Annotated in this window: 16 protein-coding genes and 4 tRNA genes; all 20 read left to right on the top strand. The window is 59.7% G+C overall.

The window, feature by feature from the left end:
- Positions 1-25: 25 nt before the first annotated feature.
- Positions 26-868, top strand: a complete 843-nt coding sequence (gene prmC / locus ACYQ3G_RS17775) for a peptide chain release factor N(5)-glutamine methyltransferase (RefSeq protein WP_459828162.1) — start codon at positions 26-28, stop codon at positions 866-868.
- Between the two features lie 124 nt (positions 869-992).
- Positions 993-1916, top strand: coding sequence for a UDP-3-O-acyl-N-acetylglucosamine deacetylase (gene lpxC / locus ACYQ3G_RS17770; RefSeq protein WP_459828159.1), 924 nt, complete (start codon positions 993-995; stop codon positions 1914-1916).
- Between the two features lie 93 nt (positions 1917-2009).
- Positions 2010-2084: transfer RNA gene (locus ACYQ3G_RS17765), tRNA-Thr, on the top strand.
- Between the two features lie 8 nt (positions 2085-2092).
- Positions 2093-2178, top strand: a tRNA-Tyr gene (locus ACYQ3G_RS17760).
- A gap of 62 nt (positions 2179-2240) precedes the next feature.
- Positions 2241-2316: transfer RNA gene (locus ACYQ3G_RS17755), tRNA-Gly, on the top strand.
- Between the two features lie 104 nt (positions 2317-2420).
- On the top strand, positions 2421-3614 hold the full coding sequence (gene tuf / locus ACYQ3G_RS17750) for an elongation factor Tu (RefSeq protein ID WP_459828145.1): 1194 nt from the start codon (positions 2421-2423) through the stop codon (positions 3612-3614).
- Positions 3615-3617: 3 nt separating this feature from the next.
- Positions 3618-3767: a 50S ribosomal protein L33 gene (rpmG, locus tag ACYQ3G_RS17745; RefSeq protein ID WP_028578486.1), complete on the top strand. Its 150-nt coding sequence runs from the start codon at positions 3618-3620 to the stop codon at positions 3765-3767.
- Between the two features lie 52 nt (positions 3768-3819).
- Positions 3820-3895: transfer RNA gene (locus ACYQ3G_RS17740), tRNA-Trp, on the top strand.
- A gap of 24 nt (positions 3896-3919) precedes the next feature.
- Positions 3920-4153, top strand: a complete 234-nt coding sequence (gene secE, locus ACYQ3G_RS17735) for a preprotein translocase subunit SecE (protein WP_028578487.1) — start codon at positions 3920-3922, stop codon at positions 4151-4153.
- Between the two features lie 11 nt (positions 4154-4164).
- Entirely contained in the window at positions 4165-4707 is a 543-nt protein-coding gene (nusG, locus tag ACYQ3G_RS17730; RefSeq protein WP_028578488.1) for a transcription termination/antitermination protein NusG, read from the top strand.
- A gap of 25 nt (positions 4708-4732) precedes the next feature.
- Entirely contained in the window at positions 4733-5155 is a 423-nt protein-coding gene (rplK, locus tag ACYQ3G_RS17725) for a 50S ribosomal protein L11 (protein WP_028578489.1), read from the top strand.
- 16 nt (positions 5156-5171) lie between these two features.
- Complete coding sequence (rplA, locus tag ACYQ3G_RS17720) at positions 5172-5876, top strand: 50S ribosomal protein L1 (protein ID WP_028578490.1); 705 nt, start codon at positions 5172-5174, stop codon at positions 5874-5876.
- A 102-nt stretch (positions 5877-5978) separates the two neighbouring features.
- Positions 5979-6497, top strand: coding sequence for a 50S ribosomal protein L10 (gene rplJ / locus ACYQ3G_RS17715; RefSeq protein WP_028578491.1), 519 nt, complete (start codon positions 5979-5981; stop codon positions 6495-6497).
- 29 nt (positions 6498-6526) lie between these two features.
- Positions 6527-6910: a 50S ribosomal protein L7/L12 gene (gene rplL, locus ACYQ3G_RS17710; RefSeq protein WP_028578492.1), complete on the top strand. Its 384-nt coding sequence runs from the start codon at positions 6527-6529 to the stop codon at positions 6908-6910.
- A 192-nt stretch (positions 6911-7102) separates the two neighbouring features.
- Entirely contained in the window at positions 7103-11194 is a 4092-nt protein-coding gene (rpoB, locus tag ACYQ3G_RS17705) for a DNA-directed RNA polymerase subunit beta (RefSeq protein WP_459828151.1), read from the top strand.
- Positions 11195-11247: 53 nt separating this feature from the next.
- Positions 11248-15450, top strand: a complete 4203-nt coding sequence (gene rpoC, locus ACYQ3G_RS17700; protein WP_028578494.1) for a DNA-directed RNA polymerase subunit beta' — start codon at positions 11248-11250, stop codon at positions 15448-15450.
- An 89-nt stretch (positions 15451-15539) separates the two neighbouring features.
- A complete protein-coding gene (gene rpsL, locus ACYQ3G_RS17695) occupies positions 15540-15911 on the top strand; it encodes a 30S ribosomal protein S12 (protein ID WP_028578495.1) in 372 nt (123 codons plus the stop codon).
- A gap of 18 nt (positions 15912-15929) precedes the next feature.
- Complete coding sequence (rpsG, locus tag ACYQ3G_RS17690; protein WP_028578496.1) at positions 15930-16400, top strand: 30S ribosomal protein S7; 471 nt, start codon at positions 15930-15932, stop codon at positions 16398-16400.
- A 14-nt stretch (positions 16401-16414) separates the two neighbouring features.
- Complete coding sequence (fusA, locus tag ACYQ3G_RS17685) at positions 16415-18484, top strand: elongation factor G (protein ID WP_028578497.1); 2070 nt, start codon at positions 16415-16417, stop codon at positions 18482-18484.
- Positions 18485-18499: 15 nt separating this feature from the next.
- Entirely contained in the window at positions 18500-19693 is a 1194-nt protein-coding gene (tuf, locus tag ACYQ3G_RS17680; RefSeq protein WP_459828145.1) for an elongation factor Tu, read from the top strand.
- Positions 19694-19698 lie beyond the last annotated feature (5 nt).

The following is a 19698-nucleotide window of genomic DNA, read 5'->3' as shown; positions in this document are numbered from 1 at the left end:
GGAAACTCGGCTTTTTTCTTGCGCCATGAACTCCCGCCGCGAAACAGTCGCTCTCTGGGAAGCCCGATTCGACGCGGCCGGGATCGATTCTCCCCGCCTTTCCGCACAGGTTCTTCTTGCCCATGTTCTGAATCTTTCCCGCTTGGACATGCTTCTCGACTCTCGTTCAGAAGTTTCCGCGGAGGCATTAGCCGCCTTTGAATCTCTTGCGGTGCGCAGGCTTCGCGGCGTGCCTGTCGCCTATCTGCTTGGACACAAGGAATTCTACGGGCTCGATTTCGAAGTGAACCCCAGCGTGCTCATTCCCCGGCCCGAAACGGAACTCATGGTCGACCACCTGCTGGGGAAGGTTGCCCGAGACGCCGACCTCCGGGTGCTGGATATTGGAACCGGAAGCGGCGCCTTGGCCGTGACCTGCGCAGCGATGTTCCCGTGTTTTCACGTCACGGCCGTCGACATCTCGCCAAACGCGCTGGCCACGGCCAGGCGTAACGCGCGAAAGCACGGCGTCGAGAGGCGCATCGCATTTGTGCGCGGTGACCTTGTCCTGGGCATTGATGTGGGCGGTATCGACATCATCCTGGCCAATCTCCCGTACGTGCCGGAAGACACCCGCGAGTCGATGAGTTCCGAAGTTCTCGGACATGAGCCCTGGTTGGCCCTGTTCGCCGGTCGTGACGGGCTGGACCTCTACCGCCGGCTCGCAGCAGACCTTCGGGGGCGGGTGAGTGCGGGCACGATGCTGCTCTGTGAAATCGATCATTCCCAAAGGGATGCCATGATCGAACTGTTTGCCGCGATGGCCCGGCACGTAAGTGTGCACGCAGATCATGCAGGCTTTGATCGGCTCGTGGTTGTTGTTTTTTAGCACCTGTCATGTTGTTCAAAACAAACGACAGGCTGACAAATCCCTGGTCTCGCCTGGTGCAGTCTTTTATTTCAAGACATTACTTTGCAAGTCGCGGTGGCATGATAATTGATGTTGGCATGACATGAAACAGACGACCCTCAAAAAAGAAATTCGGTGCTCCGGAGTCGGGCTGCACAGCGGTCAGAAGGTCGAGATGGTCCTCAAGCCAGCTCCGGCGGATACGGGTGTTGTGTTTTCCCTCTGCAACACGTCCGGTCGGCACATGGTTGTTCCCGAGCCCGGCCGTGTCGTCGGGACCGGATTGGCCACGACGCTTGGCACCGACCAGGCCAAGGTCTCCACGGTGGAGCACCTTTTGGCTGCCCTTGTCGGCCTCGAGATCGACAACGTCATCGTCGAGGTCGATGGCGAGGAGATCCCGATCCTGGACGGCAGCGCCTCGGTCTACGTCTATCTCATCAACTCCGCCGGCATCCGGTTGCTTGATCGGCCCCGGCGCGTCGCCAAGGTCGTGCGGCCCCTGGTGTTCGAGCAGGGCGGCAAGCGCGTCAGCGTCAAGCCATACAACGGTCTGCGGATCGACTACGCCATTTCCTTTGCCCATCCGATGATCGGCGACCAGACATACAGTTTCGAGTCTTCGCCGCTCTCTTTCTCCTATCGCATCGCGCGGGCCCGGACCTTCGGGTTCATGAAGGATGTGGAGTGGCTGCAGAAGAACGGCCTGGCCCTTGGTGGGACTCTCGAAAACGCCGTTGTCTTCGACGACTATGGGGTGGTCAACCCGGAAGGGCTGCGTTTCGAGGACGAAATGGTGCGGCACAAGATACTCGACTTCATGGGCGACATTGCGGTTGGCAAGCGTCGTCTGTGGGGACATTTCGAGGTTTCGTGTTCCGGCCATGACTTCAACAATCGCTTCATGCGCTATCTTTTCGACAACAGCTCGGAATATCTCGAGTTTGTGAATGTGGAGGGGGGATCGTCCGCATCGCGCAAGCATGAACCCGAAATTGTTCCAGTGGGTGTGCCCGCCTGGGCATGAGCCGAAAGCGCCGCGAGGCGCTTTTTTTTTGCCGTTGGACAAAAAAATGCTTGCCATCGGAAATGAATGCTCATATTGGATGCGTTCTCACGGGCTGGCGTAGCTCAATGGTAGAGCAGCTGACTTGTAATCAGCAGGTTGCGGGTTCAAGTCCCATCGCCAGCTCCAGGGTGAGCGGAGGGGTTCCCGAGTGGCCAAAGGGAACAGACTGTAAATCTGTCGTCGAACGACTTCGGAGGTTCGAATCCTCCCCCCTCCACCAGATAGTACCGTGAGAAACAGTAGGAGGCAGTCTAGGCTGTCGCTCGACTACTGAGATGAAATGCGGGAGTAGCTCAATGGCTAGAGCATCAGCCTTCCAAGCTGAGGGTTGCGGGTTCGAGTCCCGTTTCCCGCTCCATTACCTCGTCTCGTAAGTCCTGCGCCCTCGAATTGTCCCGCCTGCACTGATCCGCAATCGAACATAACTATATATAGTACACGTAATTTCATTAGGGGGTAATTATGGCCAAGCAGAAATTTGAAAGAAAGAAGCCGCACGTCAATATCGGTACCATTGGTCATATCGACCACGGCAAGACGACCCTGACCGCGGCGATCACCAAGATCGCGAGCCTCAAGGGCGGCGGTTCCTTCGTCGCCTTTGACGAGATCGACAAGGCTCCCGAAGAGAAGGAGCGCGGCATCACCATCGCCACCGCGCACGTCGAATACGAAACCGCCAAGCGTCACTACGCCCACGTGGATTGCCCCGGTCACGCCGACTACATCAAGAACATGATCACTGGCGCGGCCCAGATGGACGGCGCGATCATCGTTGTCGCGGCCACCGACGGCCCCATGCCCCAGACCCGTGAGCACATCCTGCTCGCCCGTCAGGTCGGCGTGCCCTACCTGGTCGTGTTCCTGAACAAGGTCGACCTGGTCGACGACGAGGAGCTGATCGAGCTGGTCGAGATGGAAGTCCGCGAACTGCTGTCCAAGTACGAATTCCCGGGTGACGACGTTCCGGTCATCCGTGGCTCCGCCCTGAAGGCCCTGGAGAGCGACAGCGCCGACGCCGATGACGCCAAGTGCATCCTCGAGCTGCTGGACGCCTGCGACGCCTACATTCCCGAGCCGGTGCGCGAGACGGACAAGCCCTTCCTGATGCCCATCGAAGACGTGTTCTCCATCTCCGGCCGCGGCACCGTCGTGACCGGCCGTGTCGAGCGCGGCATTGTCCGCGTGGGCGAGGAAGTGGAAATCGTCGGCATCAACGACACCCGCAAGACGACCTGTACGGGCGTTGAAATGTTCCGCAAGCTGCTGGACGAAGGCCAGGCCGGCGACAACATCGGCGCGCTGCTTCGCGGCGTGAAGCGTGACGAAGTCGAGCGCGGTCAGGTTCTGGCCAAGCCGGGCAGCATCACCCCGCACACGAAGTTCTCCGCCGAAGTGTACGTTCTGAGCAAGGAAGAAGGCGGCCGTCACACTCCGTTCTTCTCGGGCTACCGTCCGCAGTTCTACTTCCGCACCACGGACATCACGGGCGTTGTGACCCTGGACGAAGGTGTCGAGATGATCATGCCCGGTGACAACACGACGTTCCATGTGCACCTGATCAACCCGATCGCCATGGAAAAGGGCCTGCGCTTCGCCATCCGTGAAGGCGGCCGTACCGTCGGCGCCGGCGTTGTTTCCGAAATTCAGGAGTAATCAATGCGCATCAATATCCTTCTTGCGTGTGGCGAGTGCAAGCGTAGAAACTACGCGAGCCAGAAGAACAAAAAGAACACGACTGCCAAGCTTGAGCTCAGCAAGTTCTGCCCTTTTTGCGGTAAGCACACCAAGCATCGCGAATCCAAATAGTCTCACGCGGGTGCCGCGAACGCGGCATCCGTAGTGAAAATTTCCGACACGCAGGCCAGTAGCTCTAACGGTAGAGCATCGGACTCCAAATCCGAGGGCTGGGGGTTCGAATCCCTCCTGGCCTGCCACTTTATCTCCTAGCGATGGATAAAATGAAAAAAAATGCCGAAACAGAAATGCCCAAGCAGGGAATGGCGCAGAAGTTCCATGAGCTTCGCGTGTTCTTTGACCAGGCAAAAATGGAACTGAAGAAGGTCGTCTGGCCTGACAAGCAGGAAACCATCAGTACCAGTTCGGCTGTTTTGTTGTTGGTCGTCGTCATGGCATTTTTTCTCGGCATCGTCGATTTGGTCCTGACCAAAATCATTGCTGCCATTCTGTCCTAGGTGGGGGCCTCATGAACGACGATCCAAAGGCTCGCTGGTATATCATTCACACGTATTCGGGATTCGAGCAGCGCGTTGAGCAGACGATCAAGGAGATGATCCGTACTGGACAGGCCAAGGGCCTGGTCGAGGATGTCATCGTTCCCACAGAGAAGGTTGTCGAACTGATCAAAGGACAGAAACGTACGTCCACGCGCAAGTTTTATCCCGGGTACGCGATGGTCAAGATGGTCTTCACGGACGATTCATGGCACATGATTCAGTCCATTCCCAAGGTCACGGGCTTCATCGGCGGCAAGAGCCGCCCGGTGCCCCTGACCGACAAGGAAGCGCAGCGCATCCTGGCGACCATCGAGAGCAGGAAAGAACAGCCCAGACCAAAATTTCATTTTGAACGTGGCGATGACGTGCGCGTGATCGATGGCCCGTTCGCAAACTTCAATGCCACGGTTGAAGATGTGAACTATGATAAAGGCAAATTGCGCGTCTCGGTTTCGATCTTCGGAAGACAAACGCCGGTTGAGCTGGACTTTGTCCAGGTGACGAAAGGCTGATAATTTTTAGAGATGAGGTAGTGTTATGGCCAAAAAAGTAACTGCAATAATCAAGCTGCAACTTCCCGCAGGAGCTGCGAATCCCTCTCCGCCGGTCGGTCCCGCCCTGGGTCAGCACGGTGTGAACATCATGGAGTTCTGCAAGGCGTACAACGCCAAGACCATGAACGACAAGGGGATGATCATTCCTGTCGAGATCACGGTCTTCCAGGACCGCTCCTTCACCTTCGTCACCAAGACTCCTCCGGCCGCCGTCCTTCTGGTCAAAGCCGCCAAGCTGCAGAAGGGTTCCGGAGAGCCGAACAAGAAGAAGGTGGGCAAGGTGACCATGGCCCAGATCGAGGAAATCGCCAAAATCAAGATGCCTGATCTGTCTGCCTATGATCTGCCTGCTGCGTGCAAGACCATCATGGGTACCGCTCGCAGTATGGGAATTGAAGTGGAATAAGGGGAGAGAACTAGCCATGCCCAAGCACGGAAAGAAATTCACGAAAGCATGCGAGGCCATTGACAGCCTCAAGATGTACGATGTGGCTGAAGCTGTCGAGTTGGTTCTCAAGAGCTCTTTCGCCAAGTTTGACGAGACCGTCGATGTCGCGGTGAACCTGGGTGTCAACCCCAAGTACTCCGACCAGATGGTCCGCGGCGCCGTGTCCCTGCCTCACGGCCTGGGCAAGACGGTTCGCGTTGTCGCCTTCTGTAAGGGCGAGAACGAGGAGAAGGCCCGCAATGCCGGTGCCATCGATGCCGGCGGCGACGAACTGGTCGAAAAGATCAAGGGCGGCTGGCTCGATTTCGACAAGGCCGTTGCCACGCCCGACATGATGGGTCATGTCGGAAAGATCGGCAAGATCCTGGGCCCGCGCGGCCTGATGCCCAACGCCAAGACCGGCACCGTCACCCCTGACCTGGAGAAAGCCATCGGCGAGCTCTTGGCAGGCAAGGTCGAGTTCCGCGTGGACAAGGCCGGCGTGATTCACGCCCCCATCGGCAAGGTCTCCTTTGGTTCCGAGAAGCTCCTCGGCAACCTGTGGACCGTGGTCGATGCGCTGATCAAGCTCAAACCCTCCACCGCCAAGGGTACCTATGTGAAGGCCGTCTCTCTGTCTTCCACCATGGGCCCGGGCGTCAAGGTCGACGCCGCTTCCCTGCGTAAAACGGGAGAATAAGTTTCATAACAAGTAGATGAGTCAGAGAATGCAGGTGGACATTCCTTAATATCCTGCACAGACGGCTTTGGCTCATTCTGCCTAGCTATAGAGAGGTACGTGGTGAATAGGGCAGAAAAAGCAAAAATCATCGATGGCCTGAAGGAGAAGGCTGACAAGGCGAGCATCGCCATTGTCACGGACTTCCATGGGCTCAAGGTGGCAGAGCTGACTCCCCTGCGTGCGAAACTGCACGAGGCGGGGTGCGACTATCAGGTCGTGAAGAACACTCTGGCACGCAAAGCCTTCGAGGAAGGACCGCATGTCGTACTCAACGATCACTTGAAGTACAACTGCGCCGTGGCTTTTGGCTATGACGACCCTGTCGTCGCTGCGAAGGTCCTGGTTGAGTTTGCAAAGAAGAACGACAAGTTTTCTGTGCGTTACGCAAGCCTGGAAGGCAAGTTCCTGGAAGAGGCGTCCATCAAGGCCCTTTCCGAACTGCCGGGCCGCGAACAGTTGCTCGCGACTGTTCTGGGCACCATGAACGCCGTGCCGCAGAATTTCGTGTCTCTCTTTGCCAATGTGATTCGGGGGATGCTCAACGTGTTGAACGCCCTCAAAGACAAAAAAGAAGAATGAGCCAATTGCTACATATTTAGGAGGACAAAATGGCTGATATCACCAAAGAACAGGTCGTCGAATTCATCTCCAACATGACCGTGCTGGAGCTGGCTGGTTTCATCAAGGAACTGGAAGAGAAGTTCGGCGTTTCCGCCGCCGCCCCTGTCGCCGCTTTCGCCGCCGCCCCCGTGGCCGCCGCTGAAGCCGCCGAAGAGGAAAAGACCGAATTCGACGTCATCCTGAAGGAAGCCGGCGCCAACAAGATCGGCGTCATCAAGGTCGTCCGCGCTCTGACCAGCCTCGGGCTGAAAGAAGCCAAGGCCAAGGTCGACGAGACTCCTTCCGTGATCCTGGAAGCCGCTGCCAAGGACGCCGCCAACGACGCCAAAAAGCAGCTTGAAGAAGCCGGCGCAAAGGTTGAAATCAAGTAGTTTTTTGCTTCTTGCCTGACTTTCCGTAAAGAGTGTAAGGGGAGAAAACCTCTTACACTCTTTACGCCTTTTTATGTAATTCCACGCTTCACGGGCCGCGCCCGCGCCCGAACGAGGCTTTCATATATAGCAGCCTATCCTGGCTGAAACGCTTTGCCTGCCCAGCAACCTCCCATTTCCTGAGGGGAAACGATGAACAAACTGATCAAGAAATTCGGACGAATCAAAGATTCCATTGAGATCCCTCATCTTTTAAGCCTTCAGCTTGATTCCTACAACAAATTTCTCCAGACCGACGTTCCCCCCAGCATGCGCACGGACATCGGGCTCGAAGGCGTGTTTCGTTCTGTCTTTCCCATTCATGATTTCAACAAGACTGCCACCCTCGAATACGTCAGCTACGAAATCGGCAAGCCCAAGTATGACGTCGACGAGTGCATCGCCAAGGGCCTGACCTTTGAAGCACCCCTGCGCATCAAGGTCCGCCTCGCCGTCTACGATGTGGACGAAGCGTCCGGCAGCCGCACCATCCATGACATCAAGGAACAGGACATATATTTCGGAACCATTCCCCTCATCACCCAGAAGGGAACGTTCCTGATCAACGGCACGGAACGGGTCATCGTCAACCAGCTGCAGCGTTCGCCCGGTATCATTTTCGAACACGACTCGGGCAAGACCCATTCCAGCCGCAAGATCCTCTACAGCTGTCGCATCATTCCCATGCGCGGTTCCTGGCTCGATTTCGATTTCGACCACAAGGACATCCTCTATGTCCGCATCGACCGTCGACGGAAGATGCCCGCCACGATCCTGCTCAAGGCCATGGGCATGACCAGTGAGGACATTCTGGCCTTCTACTACGACAAGGACACGTTCCGCCTCGATGGGACCAGGGTCCTGCGCAAGGTCGAGGAGTATAATTTCCGCAAGGAAGTTTCCCAGGCCGATATCGTTGCACCCGATGGCACTGTTGTCGTGGCTGCCGGCAAGGCCATGACCAAGGCCATGTGGCGGCGCATGATCAAGGCCGGCGTCGAATACTACGAGGTCCGCCCTGAATCCCTGGAGACGGAATTCGCCGCCGTGGACATCGTGGACCCGCAGACCGGCGAGGTCGTGCTGCGAGCCGGAGACCCCCTGACCGCCTCGGCTGTCGAAAAATGCCAGGCTGCCGGGATAATCGAGCTGAACGGCATTTTTTCCTCCGGCGCCGAAGTGTCCTCGTGCATGCGCGACACCTTGGCCATGGACAAGTGCGAGGACATGGAAAGCGCCCAGATCGACATCTACAAGCGCCTGCGCCCCAGCTCCCCGCCGACCGCCGAGATTTCAGCCAGCTTTTTCGACAACCTGTTCCGCAACCCCGACTATTACGACCTTTCGCCGGTGGGGCGGTACAAGCTTAATTCCCGTCTTGGCCTGAACCTGCCCATCGACCACCGCACCCTGTCCAACGAGGACATTTTTCGGTCGGTCAAGAAGCTCGTTCAGCTCAAGGACTCCCACGGTCCGGCCGATGACATCGACCACCTCGGAAACCGTCGCGTCCGCCCGGTCGGCGAACTGGTCGAGAACCAGTACCGCATCGGCCTCGTTCGCATGGAGCGCGCCATCAAGGAGCGCATGAGCCTGCAGGAAGTCGCCACGCTCATGCCCCACGACCTGGTCAACCCCAAGCCGGTCACGGCCGTGCTCAAGGAGTTCTTCGGCACGTCGCAGCTGTCCCAGTTCATGGACCAGACCAACCCCCTGTCCGAGGTCACGCACAAGCGCCGCCTGTCCGCCCTCGGGCCCGGCGGTCTGACGCGTGAACGGGCCGGTTTCGAGGTCCGCGACGTTCACCTCAGCCATTACGGCCGCATCTGTCCCATCGAGACTCCCGAAGGTCCGAACATTGGTCTGATCGTGTCTCTGACCACTCATGGCCTGGTGAACGACTACGGTTTCATCGAAACCCCGTACCGCGTGGTCAAGGACGGGTACGTCACCGACGACGTCCAGTACATGGAGGCGTCCACGGAGTCCGGGCACATCATCGCCCAGGCCAACGCCATCTTCGGCGACGACAGGCGATTCGTGAACCCCCTTGTCGAGGCCCGCGTGGAAGGTGAATTCGCCATTGTGCCCCGCGAGGAAGTGACCCTCATGGACATTTCCCCGGGACAGATCGTGTCCATCTCCTCGGCGCTCATCCCGTTCCTGGAGCACGACGACGCGAACCGCGCCCTCATGGGATCAAACATGCAGCGTCAGTCCGTGCCGCTGCTCGTGACCGAGGAGCCGCTGGTCGGCACCGGCATCGAGGGCAAGGTGGCTCAGGATTCCGGCAGCTGCCTGATGTCCGAGGGCGACGGCGAGGTGATGTACGTCGATGCGGACCGCGTCATCGTGGCCTACTCGGGCGATCTGTACCCCGAGTCGGGCGGCGTGCGGTTCTATGATCTGCAGAAATATCACAAGTCCAACCAGAACAGCTGCTTCGGGCAGAAGCCCCGCGTTCAGATCGGCGACACTGTCCGCAAGGGCGTGGTCCTGGCCGACGGCCCCGCCATCAGCGACGGTGAGCTGGCCCTGGGCAAGAACCTGCTGGTGGCCTTCATGCCCTGGTGCGGCTACAACTACGAAGACTCCATCCTCATCTCCGAGCGCGTGGTGAAGGAGGACATCTACACCTCCATCCACATCGAGGAGTTCGACGTCTTCGCCCGCGACACCAAGCTCGGGCCCGAGGAAGTGACCCGCGACATCCCCAACGTCGGCGAGGAGATGCTCCGCAACCTTGACGAAAGCGGCATCATCCGCATCGGCGCCAAGGTCAAACCCGACGATATCCTCGTCGGCAAGATCACGCCCAAGGGCGAGACGCAGCTTACTCCCGAGGAACGACTGCTGCGGGCCATCTTCGGCGACAAGGCGCGCGACGTGAAGAACACCTCCCTCAAGGTCCCGCCGGGAATCGAGGGCACAGTCATCGACGTGAAGGTCTTCAACCGTCGTTCCGGCGACAAGGATGAGCGCACCCGCCAGATCGAGAACTATGAACTCGAAGGGATAGACGTCCGCGAACGTCAGCACGCCGCGGCCCTGACCGAGGCTACCCGTCGCAAGATCTGGGAAGCCTGCAAGGGCAAGAGCGTGGCCAAGACCATCATGGGCAAGCGCAAGGGCGAGGTGCTTCTCGAAGCCAACCAGCCTATCAGGGAAGACGTGTTCGCCGAGATCCCGTTGAAGAAGCTCGCCGGCGCTTTCGCTGCCAAGGAGGTCAACGAGGCGGTCAAGGCGCAGCTCGATTACTTCGACCTGCAGCTCAAATTCATCAAGGACGTCTACGAGAACAAGCGCGGCAAGGTCACCGAGGGTGACGATCTGCCCCCCGGCGTGATCAAGATGGCCAAGGTGTACGTGGCTGTGAAGCGTAAGCTCAACGTCGGTGACAAGATGGCCGGCCGTCACGGCAACAAGGGCGTCGTGTCCAACATCCTGCCGGAAGAGGACATGCCGTTCTTCGCCGACGGGACCCCCATGGATGTCGTGCTGAACCCTCTGGGCGTGCCTTCGCGCATGAACATCGGCCAGATCATGGAGACACACCTTGGTTGGGCCGCCAAGACCCTGGGTCAGCAGATCGCTGCCATGGTCGCCGAAGGCGCCGCCATGGTGCGCAGGGAAATCAAGGACATCTTCGATTCTCCCGAAACCTCGGCCCTGATCGACTCCATGAGTGACGACGAGGTCATCGAGTCGGCGCGGGCCCTGAACAAGGGCATCGTCATGAAGACCCCGGTCTTCGACGGCGCCGATGAAAGCGAAATCTGGGGGCTGCTCAAGCGGGCCGGCCTGCCCGAGGACGGCAAGGCCCGTCTCTTCGACGGCCGTACCGGCGTCCCATTCCACAACCGGGTCACCGTGGGCTACATGTACTACCTGAAGCTCCATCACCTGGTCGACGAGAAGATCCACGCCCGATCCACGGGTCCCTACTCCCTGGTTACGCAGCAGCCCCTGGGCGGCAAGGCCCAGTTCGGCGGACAGCGTCTGGGCGAAATGGAAGTCTGGGCTCTGGAAGCCTACGGCGCGGCCTATCTGCTGCAGGAATTCCTGACGGTGAAGTCCGACGACGTGAACGGGCGCGTGAAAATGTACGAAAAGATTGTGAAGGGATCCAATTTCCTCGAAAGCGGCATGCCCGAATCATTCAACGTCTTGGTCAAGGAAATGATGGCCCTGGGTCTGGAGGTCACCCTCGTCGAGGATGACCGCAAGCGTCCGCGCAAGAGGTAGACCCTGCCTGCGGCAACGGATTTTCACTTCGACCACAGAATGAGGAATATACGATGAGTCTTGATGATCTTTTTACACAACGGGGCAGTGCGACCAGCTCTTTCAACAGCCAGAACCTGAAGGCGATCGGCATCAGCGTCGCTTCTCCGGAAAAGATCCGCGAATGGTCCTTCGGCGAGGTCAAGAAGCCCGAAACGATCAACTACCGCACGTTCAAGCCGGAGCGGGACGGCCTGTTCTGCGCCAAGATATTCGGTCCCGTGAAGGACTATGAGTGCAACTGCGGCAAATACAAGCGAATGAAGCACCGCGGCATCGTCTGCGAAAAGTGCGGCGTCGAGGTCATTGCCTCCAAGGTCCGCCGCGAGCGCATGGGCCACATCGAGCTCGCCGCGCCCGTGGCGCACATCTGGTTCCTGAAGTCCCTGCCTTCCAAGATCGGCACCCTGCTGGATATGACCATGGCCGATCTGGAGAAGGTGCTGTACTTCGATTCCTACATCATCCTCGATCCGGGTGAGACGACCCTGCAGAAGAAGCAGGTCATCTCCGAGGAGCAGTACTTTCAGATCCTCGACCACTACAATGACAACGCCATCACCGTGGGCATGGGCGCCGAGTCCATCAAGATCCTGCTGCAGGAGATTGATCTGGCCAGCCTGCGCGTGGAGCTGCGCGAGGAATCCCAGTCCACCCGGTCCCAGACCAAGAAGAAGAAGCTCGCCAAACGGCTGAAGATTGTCGAGGCGTTCCTGGAGTCCGGCAACAAGCCCGAGTGGATGATCATGGACGTGATCCCGATCATTCCGCCCGAACTTCGCCCGTTGGTTCCCCTGGACGGCGGACGTTTCGCCACGTCTGACCTGAACGATCTGTACCGCCGCGTCATCAACCGCAACAACCGCCTGAAGCGCCTCCTCGAACTGGGCGCCCCGGACATCATCATCCGCAACGAAAAGCGCATGCTGCAGGAGTCCGTGGACGCGCTGTTTGACAACGGCCGCCGCGGCCGGGCCATCACCGGAACCAACGGCCGCCCCCTGAAGTCCCTGTCGGACATGATCAAGGGCAAGCAGGGCCGCTTCCGCCAGAACCTGCTGGGCAAGCGCGTCGACTACTCCGGCCGTTCCGTCATCGTGGTCGGCCCGTACCTCAAGCTGCACCAGTGCGGTCTGCCCAAGAAGATGGCCCTGGAGCTGTTCAAGCCGTTCATCTACTCCAAGCTCGAGGAACGCGGCTACGCCAGCACCATCAAGAGCGCCAAGAAGATGGTCGAGCGCGAGGAAGTGGCGGTCTGGGATATCCTCGAAGAGGTCGTGCGCGAGTACCCCATTCTGCTCAACCGCGCGCCCACTCTGCACCGTCTCGGCATCCAGGCCTTCGAGCCCATTCTGGTGGAAGGAAAGGCCATCCGCCTGCACCCGCTGGTCTGTACGGCCTTCAACGCCGACTTCGACGGTGACCAGATGGCCGTGCACGTGCCCCTGTCTGTCGAGGCGCAGATCGAGTGCCGCGTGCTCATGATGTCCACGAACAACATTCTGTCGCCGGCCAACGGCTCCCCGATCATCGTGCCGTCCCAGGACATCGTCCTGGGCCTGTACTTCCTGACCGTGGAGCGTCCCTTCGAGCGGGGCGAGGGCATGATCTTCGCCGACCCGGAGGAGGTCATCTGCGCCTATGACTCCGGTCACGTGGAGCTGCACGCCCGCGTCAAGGTCCGCATCGACGGCCAGCTCGTCAACACCACGCCCGGCCGCATCATCATCCGCGAGATCGTGCCCGTCGAGGTGCCCTTCGACGTCTACAACCGCGAGATGAGCAAGAAGGTCATCGGCCGTCTGGTGGGCGAGGCCTACCGTTTGGCCGGCACCAAGGCCACGGTCATTCTCTGCGACAAGCTGAAGGACCTGGGCTTTGAATATTCGACCCAGGCCGGCATCACCGTCGGCGTAAAGGACCTGACCATCCCGCCTGCCAAGTCGGGCATTCTCGACCGTTCGCACACCGAGGTGGCCGACATCGAGCAGCAGTACCGCGAGGGCATCATCACCCGCACGGAAAAATACAACAAGGTGGTCGACGTCTGGACCAAGGCGACCAACGAAGTGGCTGACGCCATGATGCGCGAGCTGAAGTACGATACCGTACCGAATCCGAACCAGGACGCGGCGGTCGAGCGGAAGCATGCGCTTCGCTGGCATGTGTCTTCGGCACCGGAGGAGCGCTGCAACAGCTTCAACTCGGTCTTCATGATGGCCAACTCCGGCGCACGAGGCAACCAGGACCAGATGCGCCAGCTGGCCGGCATGCGCGGCCTGATGGCCAAGCCTTCGGGCGAGATCATCGAGACGCCCATCACGTCGTCCTTCCGTGAAGGCCTGACCATTCTGCAGTACTTCACCTCCACGCACGGCGCACGCAAGGGTCTGGCCGACACGGCGCTCAAAACCGCCAACTCGGGTTACCTGACCCGTCGTCTGGTCGACGTCGTGCAGGATGTCATCGTCAGCGAGCATGACTGCAAGACCGTGGACGGCATCGAGCTGTCCCACGTGACCAAGAGCGGTGAGATCACAGTGCGCCTGAGCGAACGCGTGCTCGGCCGCGTGGCCATGTACGATGTCCTCGATCCCGATACGGGCGAGGTCTTCATCCCGGCCAACACCATCATCAACGAAGAGCTGGTGCAGGAGATCGAGCGTCGCGGCATCGCGACCATCACCATCCGCTCGGCCCTGACCTGCAAGGCCAAGCACGGCGTATGCGCGCTCTGTTACGGCCGCGACCTGGCCCGCGGGCACCTGGTCAACGTGGGCGAGGCCGTCGGCATCATCGCCGCGCAGTCCATCGGCGAGCCGGGCACCCAGCTGACCATGAGAACGTTCCACATCGGCGGCACGGCCTCCAAGGAGATCGAACAGAGCCGATACGAGGCCATGAACAAGGGCCGCATCGTGCTGTCCCGCGTGCGCACCGTCACCAACAACCGTGGCGAGCGCATGGTGCTGGGCAAGAGCGGCCAACTGCGCATCGTGGACGACCAGGGTGTCGAGCGCGAGAAGTACGCGCTGCCTTCAGGCGCCAAGCTGTACTTCGAGAACGGGGCCGAGGTGAAGAAGGGCGAGCGCCTGGCCGAGTGGGACCCCTTCAACGAGCCGTTCGTCACGGACGTCGAGGGTGTCGTCCACTTCACGGACATCATCGAAGGCCGCACGGTGCAGGAGCGCATCGACGAGGCCACGGGCAAGTCGACGCTGACGGTCATCGAGTTCCGTTCGTCGAGCTTCCGCCCCGGCATCTCCATCTGCGACGAGAACGGCGTGTGCAAGACCAAGCCGGACACCGGGACCCAGGCATCCTACACCCTGCCTGTGGGCGCCATCGTCATGGTCAATGACGGCGACTCGGTCCAGCCCGGCGACATCATCGCCCGTAAGCCGCGCGAAACCATGAAGACCAAGGACATCGTCGGCGGTCTGCCGCGCGTCGCCGAGCTCTTCGAAGTCCGTAAACCCAAGGACCAGGCCATCCTGTCCGAGATCGACGGCATCGTGAGTTTCGGTCCGGACTCCAAGGGCAAGCGCAAGCTCATCGTCGAGCCCGAAGTCGGCGAGGCGCGCGTGTACCTGATTCCCAAGGGCAAGCACATCAGTGTCGGCGAGGGCGACTTCGTCGAGAGCGGCGAACTGCTGACCGAAGGAACGCCGGACCTGCACGATCTGCTGAAGATCAAGGGCGAGAAGTATCTGGCCTTCTACTTGGTCGACGGCGTGCAGGACGTGTACCGGTTCCAGGGCGTTTACATCAACGACAAGCACATTGAGATCATTGTCCGCCAGATGCTCAAGAAGCTCTCTATTTTGGATCCCGGCGACACCGGTTTCCTCATGGGCGAGCAGGTGGACAAGATGCGGTTCACGGACACCAACGCCACGTGCATGGCCACGGGAATGCAGCCGGCGGTGGCCGAGCCTCTGGTTCTGGGCATCACCCAGGCGTCGCTGTCCACGGAATCCTTCATCTCCGCGGCGTCGTTCCAGGAGACGACCAAGGTCCTGACCGAGTCCGCCCTGATCGGTAAGAAGGATTACCTCTACGGCCTGAAGGAAAACGTCATCGTCGGCAGGCTGGTCAATGCCGGCACGGGCTTCAGGGCCTACATCGAAAATGACATCATTGTTCCGGACCAGCCGGAAAGTCCCGACAAGTTCCTGGAGGACCTGGAAAAAGATCCTTTTTTCATGGAACAGTAAGTTTGATCTGGCCAGAGTGTCGAGTTGACAAGGGGAGGGGAGTTCGATTATGAACCCCCTTCTCAAAAAGTTTATTCATGGAGTTTGAAATGCCCACTATCAATCAGTTGGTCCGCAAGGCGCGGGTCCTCCAGGTGAAAGGCACAAAAAGAGCCGCGCTGCAGGGATGCCCGCAGCGTCGGGGAGTTTGTGTGCGCGTGTATACCACGACGCCCAAGAAGCCGAACTCGGCTCTTCGTAAGGTCGCGAGAGTGCGACTGACCAACGGAATCGAAGTGACTTCGTACATCCCCGGCGAAGGGCACAACCTGCAGGAGCACTCCGTGGTCATGATCCTCGGCGGTCGTGTCAAGGATTTGCCCGGTGTCCGCTACAAGATTATCAGAGGTACGCTGGACGCGGCCGGTGTTCAGGATCGCCGGAAGAGCCGCTCCAAGTACGGAGCCAAACGTCCTAAATAGGTACAAGGAGATTGACGTATGCCTCGCAAGGGAGCCACGCCGAAGCGTGAAGTGCTGCCGGATCCGAAGTACGGAAGCCGGGTGGTCACAAAGTTTGTGAACCAGATGATGTATGACGGCAAGAAAAGCGTTGCCGAGAAGATATTCTATGATGCCATTGAAGAGCTGGGGAAGCGCACTGACAGCGAGCCTCTGAAGGCCTTCGAGCAGGTTATCGAGAAGGTTAAGCCGCAGATGGAAGTCAAATCCCGTCGTGTCGGCGGCGCCACGTACCAGGTTCCCATGGAAGTTCGTCCGGCCCGCCAGGAAGCCCTGGCCATCCGCTGGCTGGTCAACTACTCCCGCACTCGCGGCGAAAAGGGCATGGTCCTGCGCCTGGCTGCTGAATTCCTTGACGCTTTCAACGATCGCGGTGGTGCCATCAAGAAGCGTGAGGACACCCACAGAATGGCCGAAGCCAACAAGGCTTTCGCGCATTACCGCTGGTAAAAGAGGTTCTTTTCGTGTCTAAACGAGTCCCAATAGAAAATCAGCGCAATATCGGTATCATGGCCCACATCGATGCGGGCAAGACCACGACTACCGAGCGTATCCTTTATTATACCGGTGTCTCCCACAAGCTTGGCGAGGTGCATGACGGTCAGGCGACCATGGACTGGATGGAGCAGGAGCAGGAGCGTGGCATCACGATCACTTCCGCTGCGACGACCTGTTTCTGGCGCGATTGCCGGGTCAACATCATCGATACTCCCGGCCACGTCGACTTCACCGTTGAAGTGGAGCGCTCGCTGCGCGTCCTCGACGGCGCCGTCGCCGTTTTCTGCGCCGTCGGCGGTGTCGAGCCCCAGTCCGAGACCGTGTGGCGCCAGGCGGACAGATATCGTGTCCCCCGCATCGCCTTTGTCAACAAGATGGACCGCTCGGGCGCTGATTTCTACCGAGTCGTCGACATGATCAAGGATCGTCTCAAGGCCAAGCCCGTGCCGCTGCACCTGCCGATCGGTTCCGAAGAGAACTTCCAGGGACAGATCGACCTCGTGCGCAAGGTGGCCCTTTTCTATGATGAGGCCTCCAAGGGCGAGTCCATCGACGTGCGCGACATCCCCGAAGACATGATCGACCTTGTCGACGAGTGGCGCATGAATCTCGTCGAGGCCATTGCCGAAGAGGACGAGAGCCTGCTCGAGAAATACCTCGGCGGCGAGGAACTTCAGCCGGAAGAAATCATGGCGGGCATTCGCGCCGCGACCATCGGCATGAAGATCTGCCCGGTCATCTGCGGATCCGCGTTCAAGAACAAGGGCGTTCAGGCTCTGCTCGACTGCGTTGTGGACTACCTGCCTTCACCGGTGGACATTCCGGCCATGACGGGCACCGATCCCGACACCGGAAACGAGATCGTCTGCGAATGCTCCGACGATTTGCCCCTGAGCGCGCTGGCCTTCAAGCTGATGGCCGATCCGTTCATCGGGCACCTGACCTTCCTGCGCATCTATTCCGGCGTGCTGGAAACCGGAGTCACGGTCCTGAACGCCGCTTCCGGCAAGAAGGAGCGCGTCGGCCGCCTGCTGAAGATGCACGCCAACAAGCGTGAAGACATCAAGGAAGCCCACGCCGGTGACATCGTCGCCGCCGTCGGCCTGAAGCAGACCGCCACGGGCGAGACCCTGTGCGACCTGAAGCGTCCGGTGCTCCTGGAGTCCATGGACTTCCCGGAACCGGTCATTGAAGTCGCCATCGAGCCCAAGACCAAGACCGACCGCGACGCTCTCGGTCAGGCCCTCGGAAAGCTGGTCAAGGAAGACCCGTCCTTCAGGGTCAAGACCAACGAGGAGACCGGGCAGACCCTGATCGCCGGCATGGGCGAGCTGCACCTCGAAATCATCGTTGACCGTCTGACCCGCGAGTTCAAGGTCGACGCCAATGTCGGCCAGCCCCAGGTCGCCTACCGCGAGACCATCTCCAAGCCCAGCGAGAAGGATCTCAAGTACGCCAAGCAGTCCGGCGGACGTGGCCAGTACGGCCACGTGGTCATCAAGGTCTACCCGCAGGAACCCGGCGCAGGTTATGAATTTGTGAACGGTATCGTTGGCGGCGTCATTCCCAAGGAATACATCCCCGCCATCGACAAGGGCATCAAGGACGCCCTGCTGAACGGCGTCATGGCCGGTTTCCCCATGGTCGATATCAAGGTCGAGCTGGTCCACGGCTCCTACCACGAAGTCGACTCTTCGGAGCAGGCGTTCTACATCGCCGGATCCATGGCCGTTAAGGAAGCCTGTCATAAGGCGGCCCCTGTTCTTCTGGAGCCCATCATGTTCGTCGAAGTGCTGACTCCCGACGATTACATGGGCGACGTCATGGGTGATCTGAACGGCCGTCGCGGCCGGATCGTGAGCCTCGAAATGCGGCACGGGATGCAGATCATCCGCGCAAACGTGCCGTTGAGCAGCATGTTCGGCTATGCGACGGATCTGCGTTCCAAGACCCAGGGGCGGGCGACGTACACCATGTTGTTCGACCACTATGACCGCGTGCCCGCGAGTCTTGCCGAAGAATTGACCAAGAAATGAGAATGGAGATGAATCATGGCCAAGCAGAAATTTGAAAGAAAGAAGCCGCACGTCAATATCGGTACCATTGGTCATATCGACCACGGCAAGACGACCCTGACCGCGGCGATCACCAAGATCGCGAGCCTCAAGGGCGGCGGTTCCTTCGTCGCCTTTGACGAGATCGACAAGGCTCCCGAAGAGAAGGAGCGCGGCATCACCATCGCCACCGCGCACGTCGAATACGAAACCGCCAAGCGTCACTACGCCCACGTGGATTGCCCCGGTCACGCCGACTACATCAAGAACATGATCACCGGCGCGGCCCAGATGGACGGCGCGATCATCGTTGTCGCGGCCACCGACGGCCCCATGCCCCAGACCCGTGAGCACATCCTGCTCGCCCGTCAGGTCGGCGTGCCCTACCTGGTCGTGTTCCTGAACAAGGTCGACCTGGTCGACGACGAGGAGCTGATCGAGCTGGTCGAGATGGAAGTCCGCGAACTGCTGTCCAAGTACGAATTCCCGGGTGACGACGTTCCGGTCATCCGTGGCTCCGCCCTGAAGGCCCTGGAGAGCGACAGCGCCGACGCCGATGACGCCAAGTGCATCCTCGAGCTGCTGGACGCCTGCGACGCCTACATTCCCGAGCCGGTGCGCGAGACGGACAAGCCCTTCCTGATGCCCATCGAAGACGTGTTCTCCATCTCCGGCCGCGGCACCGTCGTGACCGGCCGTGTCGAGCGCGGCATTGTCCGCGTGGGCGAGGAAGTGGAAATCGTCGGCATCAACGACACCCGCAAGACGACCTGTACGGGCGTTGAAATGTTCCGCAAGCTGCTGGACGAAGGCCAGGCCGGCGACAACATCGGCGCGCTGCTTCGCGGCGTGAAGCGTGACGAAGTCGAGCGCGGTCAGGTTCTGGCCAAGCCGGGCAGCATCACCCCGCACACGAAGTTCTCCGCCGAAGTGTACGTTCTGAGCAAGGAAGAAGGCGGCCGTCACACTCCGTTCTTCTCGGGCTACCGTCCGCAGTTCTACTTCCGCACCACGGACATCACGGGCGTTGTGACCCTGGACGAAGGTGTCGAGATGATCATGCCCGGTGACAACACGACGTTCCATGTGCACCTGATCAACCCGATCGCCATGGAAAAGGGCCTGCGCTTCGCCATCCGTGAAGGCGGCCGTACCGTCGGCGCCGGCGTTGTTTCCGAAATTCAGGAGTAATGGGG

The sequence above is a fragment of the Desulfomicrobium salsuginis genome (genome assembly GCF_054657795.1).
Note: the sequence above shows the minus strand (reverse complement) of the source record. Positions and strands in the feature narration are given on the sequence as shown.